The organism is Haliea sp. (assembly GCF_040222615.1).
Taxonomy (GTDB): Bacteria; Pseudomonadota; Gammaproteobacteria; order Pseudomonadales; family Halieaceae; genus Haliea.
Genome location: NZ_JAVKCQ010000114.1, coordinates 1 through 8,874, shown reverse-complemented (window position 1 = coordinate 8,874; position 8,874 = coordinate 1). Strand labels below are relative to the sequence as shown.

Here is an 8,874-nt window from a genome sequence, read left to right as displayed (position 1 = left end):
AAGGTAACTATGTGCGGCGAGGCAGTAGTGACAGCCATTGATTTCAGCAACCGCAAGGGCAATGCGCTCTCGGGTTTTGGCATCGAGTGAACCGTTGCCAAGTGCGCCGTTCAAGCCGAGGAAGCCTTCGAGAGTCTGTGGGCTGTTGGCAATGATGCGAAACATATTGGGAACGCTGCCCAAAAGCTTGTTGACCGCTTCAAGCGAGTCTCTGGAGGCTTCTGGTGCTGCTTCAATGTTGCTGGGTGTAGATATGCGAGACATGGTTTGCTCCTATGTGATTTCCGAATTGGAGAGCAAAGCTTACAAGTTAATTGAATGTAGATAATTGGGCGCTATGTAAATTATCTAATGCCTCTCCTGCAATAATACGTGCAATGGGAAAGTGCGGTTGTGAATGGATGGTTGGAAATCGATCAGCTGGAAGTTTAGCTGAACCGTGTTTTGCTCTCACCCAGTAGCCAGGGCCGGGTGCTGCGGTAGCCTGGCCAGGTAGACCCATTTCATCAGCTCGGCCCAGCGCTTTATGGTGCATCATTCGACTTCTGGCTTTTGCTTCATGGTTGAGTTCTCCCCAATCGTGGAGAGGACACGATGTGCAGTTGATTACCAGGTCATTGCTCGGCAGTGTGGAAGCTGATGGTGGCGCTGCGCTCATTGTGCTGTGAGGTGTTCACGTACTCCCAGTGCAATTTGTCGCACAATTGCTCGGTCAGTTTCAGGCCCAGGCCAAAGCCCAGACCCTCTGTGCCGGCATCTTCCTGCAGGGGGTTCACGATCTCCACCACGGCGCCATGTTGACGCACGCTGACGCGGCCTTCCCAAGTGTATTGAAACGCGTTGCGAATGAGGTTGCCCAACACGATGCGCACTACCATCTCTGGCAAGCGGATTTGGCAGGACTCCGTGTCCAGCACAACCTCCACCGGCTTATCCTTTAACAAGTACTGCATTTCAGTGGCCAGCTGCGCGACCAGCGCATCCAGTGCGAATTCGTTGCTAGGGAGGCTGTCAACATTGTCCCGGCTCAGCCACAACAGCGTTTCCGTGAGGTGTTTCATCGTGAGACTGGAGCGCGATCAATACGCTCTATCACCTGCTTCTGGTGTTCGCTCTGGTGCTCGTCACGCGCCTGCAGCTTCTGCAATAGCTCCACATTGTTGCGGATCACCGCTATCGGAGTGCGCAATTCATGGCTGGTATGGCGCAGGAACAGATGCTCCCGGTCCAGGCTCTCTTGTACTGAGGACAGGCTATTCCGGATAAGCTGCGCCAGTTGATTGAGCTCCGGGTAGGAAAAATCCGGCGGCTGTGACTTCAGGCGCTGGGGAGTAAGGGAACGAGTCCACACCACCAGTCGGCTTATCGGTCGCGATATCCGGCTGAGAAGAAGCCAGATGATCAATGAAAGAGAAAGGGCAATTGTGGCACTGATCATCCACAGTTTGTGGTGCAGAGCCAGCGTGTTACTCCGCACCATCGCTGATACGGTATCCCGGGACACACGGAAGGTCACGTAGGCACTATCGCCATCCTGGTCGTAGGCAAAAATAAAATCAATGGAGCGTCGTTCGCCATTGCGCTCTGGATTGAAGATCTTGATCAACTCGTTTTGCTGCTCTGGCACCGATCCAAACTGATCCCGGATGACTGCCGGTACTTCTTCCCAGGTCGGCGCCACTGTGTGACGCTCCTATGTCAACAAATGGCTTTTGCGGCATTCAGATCCAATAATATTAGGGGATAAAGCTCCCGAACAATGTAGCGCTTCAGGCAGCGTTGTATTTCCTTGAGGGTGCGCCCTTCATTGGTTCTACGTTCAACATAGACCTTTGTCCGCGGATCACTTCGCATGCGAACCATGGCTATGGTCCATAGAGCATTGTTCGCAGCTCGGCTGCCTCCTCCGCCGACTCTACCAATTTGGGGCGGTTAAGTTGGCAGTACCATTAAGACGGTATTGTTGTAGGCCGCAACTCACGAACGCCGCGGTTCGTTCAGCGCGAGCATTGATTCAGCCAATAGTGTCGACCTAGATTGTCATCGGATTTTGGCTTTCTGCGACTAACAAGTGCCGCGTGGCGAGGGCTTCCTCCGACCACACCTCATGTGCACGATAGTAGCCCGGGAAGGCCGGCACGCCTTCCGGTAGTTGGAACCAGGGCCGCTTCGATGCGGTGAAGATGTGCACGGAGGGAGGCATGATCCGCGGATCGTCCAGGGTGCCGACGCGAAGGAACGCGAGTTGCTCGCCGATCCCGCCATAGGCGTAGTGACTCCAGAGCGCCGTCCGGCACTGCGCGCAGCGATGGATCCGCTGTCCCCGGCCGCTCTCGGAGGGGTTCAGAATCGTCTCCGGTTCGTCGCCGTGGACGCCGATGCGGGACCGCTGCAGGAGAGCGTTGACGGCAAAGGCGCTGCCGGTCTCCCGCTGACACCACGAGCAGTGACAGCAGTGCACGATCATCGGGCGGGAGAGTACCTCGTAGCGCGTGCGGCCGCAAACGCAACGTCCGGAAACGGGAAATCCCTCGTTCATCTAGAGTCTTGCCTCAATCACCAGGTTGAAGGGCGTGCTGGTGGCAACATGTACCCGTGAGAAGCCCGCGTCTTTCAACAGTTTGCTTAGACGCTCGGGGCCGGCCTGCGCACCAAGGGCAAGGCCGACTTCCTGCGATTTAGAGCACGGCGTACACACTGCAGTAGAGGCAGCGTAGTACATGCGGCTCACGGGATTGATGTTGTCCGCCACGTTGTCCATGGCTGCCGGTTCGACCAGCAGCAGCGTGCCGTCTGGTGCCAGTGCCCGCCGGGCACGTTGCGCTGCGCCGAGTGGGTCGCCCATGTCGTGCAGGCAGTCCATAAAGCAGATTAGATCGAAGTCGAGTTCTGGGATGTTCTTCGCGTCTCGCACCTCGAAGGTGACGCCATGGTCGCCGAGTTCGTCGGCCGCTCTGCTGCGCGCCGTTTCGATGGATTCCGGGTGGGAATCATAGCCGTGGTATTGCGAGCGCGGAAAGTCCTTTGCCAGGGCGATCGTCGATGCCCCGTGTCCGCAGCCTACGTCCGCGACCCTGGCGCCTTGGGTGAGCTTTTCGCGGACTCCGTCGAGGCTGTCGAGCCACTGGCTGGTCAGGAAAGCGCGATAGCCTGGGCGGAACAGCGATTCACTGCCGCAGAAAAGACGATGATGGTGATCGCCCCAGGCGATACCATCGCCCGTTCGGAACACCGAGGCGATGGCGCTTTCATCAAACCAAAGAGATGCAGCTACCTCGAGTGCCGGTATCAGGAACATGGGACTGTCCTGATCGACCAGCACGGGGATGTGATGGTCGGGGAGGCTGTAGCAATCAATAGCTCTATCGTAGGTCACGTAGCCTCCGGCTACCTGGTTGTTGAGCCATTCGCGCACATAGCGCTCGTCGGTCTTGGTCTGCTCGGCGAGGTTGTGGCTCGACAGCGCGGGGTTTTCCGCCAGCGCAGCATACAGCCCCAGCTTGTGGCCGATGTTGGTCATCACCCCGGACAGCGTGGCGGCTATGTCACCAACGACCTGGCCAGCGAATTCCTCTGTAGTTGCATTCATGTTTCATTCCCTCTTGTTCCTGACGCATTGGTTGTAGTTTTGCTTGTGGCTGCAGTGGTCTAAACGACTCCTGAAGACCCATGCAGGTCCGCAACGATATTCGCGGCGTCACCGTCGGCCGTTGCGACGATGGCCCGCTCCGGCGTAGGTCATGTCAGTGCGAGACCGGCTTCATAAGGTGTGCCACTGCGTTGACGGGTTCAATTTAGGTCAGCCCCTTATATAATCCCAATCGTATATTCGTATGTGAGATATAGTTATGATCGATATCAGAAGCGTCGACCTCAACCTGCTCTACGTGCTTCAGGTGCTGCTCGAAGAGCGCAGCGTGTCCAGAACCGCTGTGCGGTTGCATCTCACACAGCCGACGGTGAGCGGGATGCTTGCCAGGCTGCGCTCGACTTTCAACGATCCGCTCTTCGTCCGCAGCAGCCACGGCCTGCGCCCGACACGCCAGGCGATCGCTCTGGGTGGCGACCTGGAAAAGATCATCCGGGATATTGAGGCCCTGATGCAGCCAGCGGGCTTCGACCCGCGGTTGAGCACGGTCAGGTTCCGCCTGAGCACCAACGACTACATGCAGTATGTGTTCCTTTCGCCAGCGATCAGAGCACTGCAGTCGGAAGCGCCGGACATGCAGTTCGCGCTCATGCGGCCGGAAGTCACTGGACTATATGACAAACTGGTGTCGGGAGACATCGACCTGGCGGTCACGATTCCGGAGTTTTCGGATGTAAAACTTCGGGAACAGCTGGTCTACAGCGAGCGGTATGTTGCGGTTGTGCGCAAGAACCACCCGGCACTGGGTAGAAAGCTCACACTCGCGCGCTTCCTGGAGCTGGACCATTGCATGGTCTCACCCGCTGATGGACAGTTCCACGGGCCTACGGATCTGGCTCTGGCTCAGATGAACAAGCGGCGGCGGGTGACCGTGTCCACATCCAGCTTCTTCACGTTGATCGAGTTGGTCAGCAACAGCGATCACATCGCGATGTTGCCGAAGCGGCTGGCCGACAAGTTCGCCGATCGCCTCGAACAAATGCTGCCGCCGGTGCCTGTTCCCGGCTTCGATGTGATTCTAGCGTGGCATCAGCGTTCGGACAAAGATCCGGTTAGGCGTTGGTTGGTTGAGCGGCTGTCCGGGTTTGCGGGGTCAATGTAGGAGGGGTTTGGGACGGTGTCGGGGAGCTTGCGAAGCCTTGAGTCTCGGCTGGATATCACCGGCCCTACAAGTCACGTAAGCGCTCTACTTCGTTCTTGTGGCTACGCGGGCTCGTCTGGCGCACGTTCGTCGCCGGGGGCGAAGTGGCTGACACCCTCGCCACCGCTTCAATCGTGCCGACAAAGTCCACGCCGAGTACGGCCGGCAGATCAGGCGACAGCGCTGATTCCTTGCTCATTTGACGGATCGATGGTATCGACCGTGTTGGCGCTGGTCGCAGCGATACGCACTAACACCTGTCTGGCTACTGCACGGGGCCTGGGTAATTCGGTTGATAACGTAAATCAAGTTTCGCACATGACCGAAAAAACATATCTCTCCTGCCATGACGTTCAGCAGGCGGAATCCTGCGGCGACCACGGCAATTTTGCCATATTCAGCTGCTGCGCGGCTTGCGTGTTGTGATCATCAATACTTTCTGTTCATTGGAAAGTATTCAAACATTCTGTGCTCGCGGTAATGGCAAGGCGTTCACTCGAATCCCCGTCCTTCCCCCGCTTCCTCATGGGTCACGCCGTCGCGAATGTGGTAGATGCGCTTGAACGTGGGGATGATCTTTTCGTCATGAGTGACGACGATGATCGCAGTCTCGACCTTCCTCGCCATGTCGTTGAGGATACGGATAACTGCCATGGCGCGCTCACTGTCGAGTGGCGCCGTGGGCTCATCAGCCAGGATCACCGGCGGGCGGTTAACCAGTCCGCGGGCGATCGCGACGCGTTGCTGCTCGCCACCGGAAAGTTGTGACGGCATGGCACCAGCCCGATGTTGTACATCCAGCGCCGTGAGCAGTTCCAGTGCCTTTGCGCGCGAATCCGCATTGTCGACGCCTGCGAGCATCGGCAACAGCGCAACATTGTCGGTGACATCGAGAAACGGGATCAGGTACGGCGCCTGGAATACGAAACCGATTTTGTCGCGGCGCAAGGCGCGCAGGTCACGGACCTTCCAGCCCTCGTCGTAGATCACTTCATCGCCCAGCGTCATGCGACCGCCGGTCGGATCAATCACCGCGCCCAGGCATTTGAGCAGAGTGCTCTTGCCCGAGCCGGAAGGTCCGATAAGGCCTACGACCTCCCCCGGAGCTACTTGCATATCGACGTTTTTCAGGGCATCGACCGCAGTGTCGCCTTCGCCATAACGCTTTTTCAACCCTTCTATGAGAATCCCCTTGCCGCTCATATTAACCTCCAATGGCTTCCGCGGGATCGACCTTGAGCGCCATGCGAATGGCGACGACGCTGGCCAGCACGCAAATTACCATTACGATGAAGAAGCCGGCGATGGAGTCCAACGGCATCAGCAGGACGTATTTGGGGAAGAAGGGCGCAGCGAATGTGGCGGTGATCTTGCCGACCACGAAGCCAATCACGCCGAGCGCCAGTGCCTGCTGCATGATCATGGCAGCGATGGTGCGGTTGCGTGTGCCAATGAGCTTCAACACCGCGATCTCGCGAATTTTGTCCATGGTCAGAGAATAGATGATGAAGGCGACAATGGCGGCGCTAACAATGGCCAGAATTACCAGAAACATGCCGATTTGCTTGGCCGAGGTGGCGATCAACTTGCCAACGAGGATGCCTTCCATCTGAGCCCGGGTGTAGACCGTCAGACGCTTCCAGCGTCGGATAGATTCAGCAACCTCGTCAGGCGCATGGCCGGGTTTCAGTGTGACCAGTACCGCATTGACGAACGCGTTGGTGCTCTGAGAATCGATTACGGCCTCCAACAGCCCGGGCACACCGGGGCGGTTGAAGGCCGGGTTGGCCTCGGTGCGACGCCGGCTTTGCCAGATGGCATCGTTATCCTTGAGGAATTGTGCTTCCTGGGCGTCTTTGAGCGGGATGAATACCATCGGGTCACCGCTCGATGACACCATACGCCGGGTCAGGCCCACCACGGTGTAGTTATTGCGGCGGATGGTGAGGCTATCCCCCAGTTTAACTCCGGTGGTAACGTCGGCGATTGCCTCGTAGTGAGCTCGCGTGATGTGGCGACCAGCGACGAGATAAGGTGGCCATCCAGGTGTAACCCCCAAGGCACCGGGAACGATGCCGACCACCATGCTGCGGACATCCCGCTCCCCCTGGCGTACCTGCATGGTCAGGTAGGTTACGTTCGCGGCTCGGGCAACGCCCGGCATGGAGAGGATGACCCGATACACCGCATCGTTGAGACTGGACGATTCCGCATACGGGCCCAGCGTGTCCTTTTGCACCACCCAAAGGTCGGCGCCACTGTTGTCGAGTAGCGCCTTGCCGTCGTCCACCATACCCCGGTACACACCGGCCATGGTCAGCGTCACACCGATCAGAAGACCCAGACCGATGCCCGTGAAGACAAACTTCCCCCAGGCATGGAGAATGTCGCGGCCGGCGAGGCTGATCATCGTGACGCGCCCGGTATGTGTTCGACCATACGGATACGGCTGCGGACTGTCAGGGCCTTTTCACTATAGGCTACCACCTGGTCTCCATGCTCGAGTCCTTCGCGTACTTGCACATAACCATCGAGGTCGGAAGCGCCGAGCTTGACCGGAGTGAAACTCAGATCTCCCGCCACGATCTGCCAGACACCCACTGCGTTACCTTGACGCCGAACGGCCGAATTGGGGATCACAGGTGCCACCGGGAGCGCAGGCAAGTCGACTGTGACTTCAGCCAGTTCACCCAGTGACGGCAAAGGTGCCGGTTTGTTATCGAAGATCACTTTGGCAAGGATTTCCTCGGTGATCGCGTCGGCCTTGGGTTCCACGCGCAGCACGCTTCCTCGCAATGCATGTCCCCCACGGGAACGCAATACGATCTGGGCAGGTAGCCCGCTGGAGAGGCCGGATGAGCTGATCTGATCGAAGCGCACGTTGACCCATAAGGACATTGGGTCAATGACCTCAACTACGGTTTGGCCTGCAATGATGGTGTTGCCGGGATCGGCATTCCGCTCGGTGACAATGCCATCGGCCGGTGCTACCAAACGTAAATTTTCCCGCTGCACTACCAGCGCCTTGTGGTCAAAACGTGCACGAACGAGGTCATCCTGGGCAGCAGACAGTGCGGCGTCTGCAATCTGTAATTCCTGCCGCTTGGTAATAACGGCTTCCTCGCTGGTCGAACGCACCGCGAACAGTTGCTCATAGCGGCGGGCTTGCGTCTGTGCATAGGCTTGCCGTGCGTGCGCTTCACGCAGTGCCGCCTCCGCATGCTTGAAGGCCGCTTCCTGTGCGCGAACGCGATCATCCAGGTCTACCGGATCCATCTCGCCGAGCACTTGCCCTGCCTTGACCTGGTCGCCTACATGGGCCTCCAGGCGCTTGATGCGGCCGGCAAATGTAGGCCCGATCTTGTAGGTGTAGCGGGCCGCCACGGTGCCGATGCCGAACAGCGCAGGCGTAACCGCACGCGATTCAACATTTGCGACCGTTACCGCAACCGGGGCTAGCGGGCCCGATCTCAGACCGACATAGATAAACAGCGCCAGCAAAGGAATGGTGACGGCAAGCAGCGACAGGGAGCGGCCTTGCAGGGGGAAGGCTTTCATCGCCCACTCCTGATACCGCGTCGGTATAGATCAAATACCCGTGGCGCGTCCTGGCGCATTCGCTTCACGTCTCCCGCCAATAACGACTGCATGACAAGCCCTTGAATCGTGCCGATGAAAAGCGTTGCCGCCGCCTCGTTGTCCAGCGATGGCGATAATTCACCTTTAGTCTTGCCCTTTTCGATCAATCGATGCAGTCGCTCCTCGTAGCGTTGAATCAAGGTCCGCGCCATGCGCTTGGCGGGCGTGGATTCAGCGCGCTGTAGTTCGCCAAACATCATCCGGGGCACGCCGGGATGCTCGGTTATGAACTCGACGTGAGTCATGAAGATTGCCTCCATTGCCGCCAAAGGCGAGTCGATCCCGTTGGCCGCCTGATCAATTCGGTTCAGGAGGCGCTCGGCCACCCATTCCATGACGGCCTGCCAGATGGCGTCCTTGTTCGGAAAGTGCCGGAACAACGCCCCTTGTGTCAGCTGCATGCGCCTGGCAATAGCGGCTGTCGTAATTTTGCCGGGGTCTTGCG

10 protein-coding genes are annotated in these 8,874 nt (G+C 58.2%); 1 reads left to right on the top strand and 9 read right to left on the bottom strand.

Annotated features, from left to right (window positions below; translation table 11 throughout):
- The 5 genes from RJQ10_RS09340 to RJQ10_RS09320 form a co-directional block, all read right to left on the bottom strand.
- Positions 1 to 264 (bottom strand): carboxymuconolactone decarboxylase family protein (locus RJQ10_RS09340; RefSeq protein ID WP_350145888.1); only part of this gene is annotated, 264 nt, incomplete at its 3' end.
- Between the two features lie 350 nt (positions 265 to 614).
- A complete protein-coding gene (locus RJQ10_RS09335; RefSeq protein WP_350145886.1) occupies positions 615 to 1,061 on the bottom strand; it encodes a sensor histidine kinase in 447 nt (148 codons plus the stop codon).
- The gene (locus tag RJQ10_RS09330; protein WP_350145884.1) at positions 1,058 to 1,681 is read right to left on the bottom strand and encodes a histidine kinase dimerization/phospho-acceptor domain-containing protein; all 624 of its coding nucleotides are present in this window, start codon (positions 1,679 to 1,681) and stop codon (positions 1,058 to 1,060) included. The genes RJQ10_RS09335 and RJQ10_RS09330 overlap by 4 nt, the downstream gene beginning before the upstream one ends.
- A gap of 351 nt (positions 1,682 to 2,032) precedes the next feature.
- Positions 2,033 to 2,539, bottom strand: a complete 507-nt coding sequence (locus RJQ10_RS09325) for a GFA family protein (protein WP_350145882.1) — start codon at positions 2,537 to 2,539, stop codon at positions 2,033 to 2,035.
- Positions 2,540 to 3,589: a class I SAM-dependent methyltransferase gene (locus tag RJQ10_RS09320; protein WP_350145880.1), complete on the bottom strand. Its 1,050-nt coding sequence runs from the start codon at positions 3,587 to 3,589 to the stop codon at positions 2,540 to 2,542.
- 259 nt (positions 3,590 to 3,848) lie between these two features.
- Here RJQ10_RS09320 and RJQ10_RS09315 point away from each other — a divergent pair, with 259 nt between their 5' ends.
- On the top strand, positions 3,849 to 4,751 hold the full coding sequence (locus tag RJQ10_RS09315) for a LysR family transcriptional regulator (protein ID WP_350145878.1): 903 nt from the start codon (positions 3,849 to 3,851) through the stop codon (positions 4,749 to 4,751).
- A gap of 531 nt (positions 4,752 to 5,282) precedes the next feature.
- Here the strand turns inward: RJQ10_RS09315 and RJQ10_RS09310 are convergent.
- The 4 genes from RJQ10_RS09310 to RJQ10_RS09295 all read right to left on the bottom strand — a co-directional run.
- Positions 5,283 to 5,993, bottom strand: coding sequence for an ABC transporter ATP-binding protein (locus tag RJQ10_RS09310; RefSeq protein ID WP_350145876.1), 711 nt, complete (start codon positions 5,991 to 5,993; stop codon positions 5,283 to 5,285).
- 1 nt (position 5,994) lies between these two features.
- Positions 5,995 to 7,200, bottom strand: a complete 1,206-nt coding sequence (locus tag RJQ10_RS09305) for an ABC transporter permease (protein WP_350145874.1) — start codon at positions 7,198 to 7,200, stop codon at positions 5,995 to 5,997.
- Positions 7,197 to 8,348: an efflux RND transporter periplasmic adaptor subunit gene (locus tag RJQ10_RS09300; protein WP_350145871.1), complete on the bottom strand. Its 1,152-nt coding sequence runs from the start codon at positions 8,346 to 8,348 to the stop codon at positions 7,197 to 7,199. The genes RJQ10_RS09305 and RJQ10_RS09300 overlap by 4 nt, the downstream gene beginning before the upstream one ends.
- A partial coding sequence (locus tag RJQ10_RS09295; protein ID WP_350145869.1) for a TetR/AcrR family transcriptional regulator occupies positions 8,345 to 8,874 on the bottom strand: 530 nt, incomplete at its 5' end. The genes RJQ10_RS09295 and RJQ10_RS09300, both read right to left, overlap by 4 nt.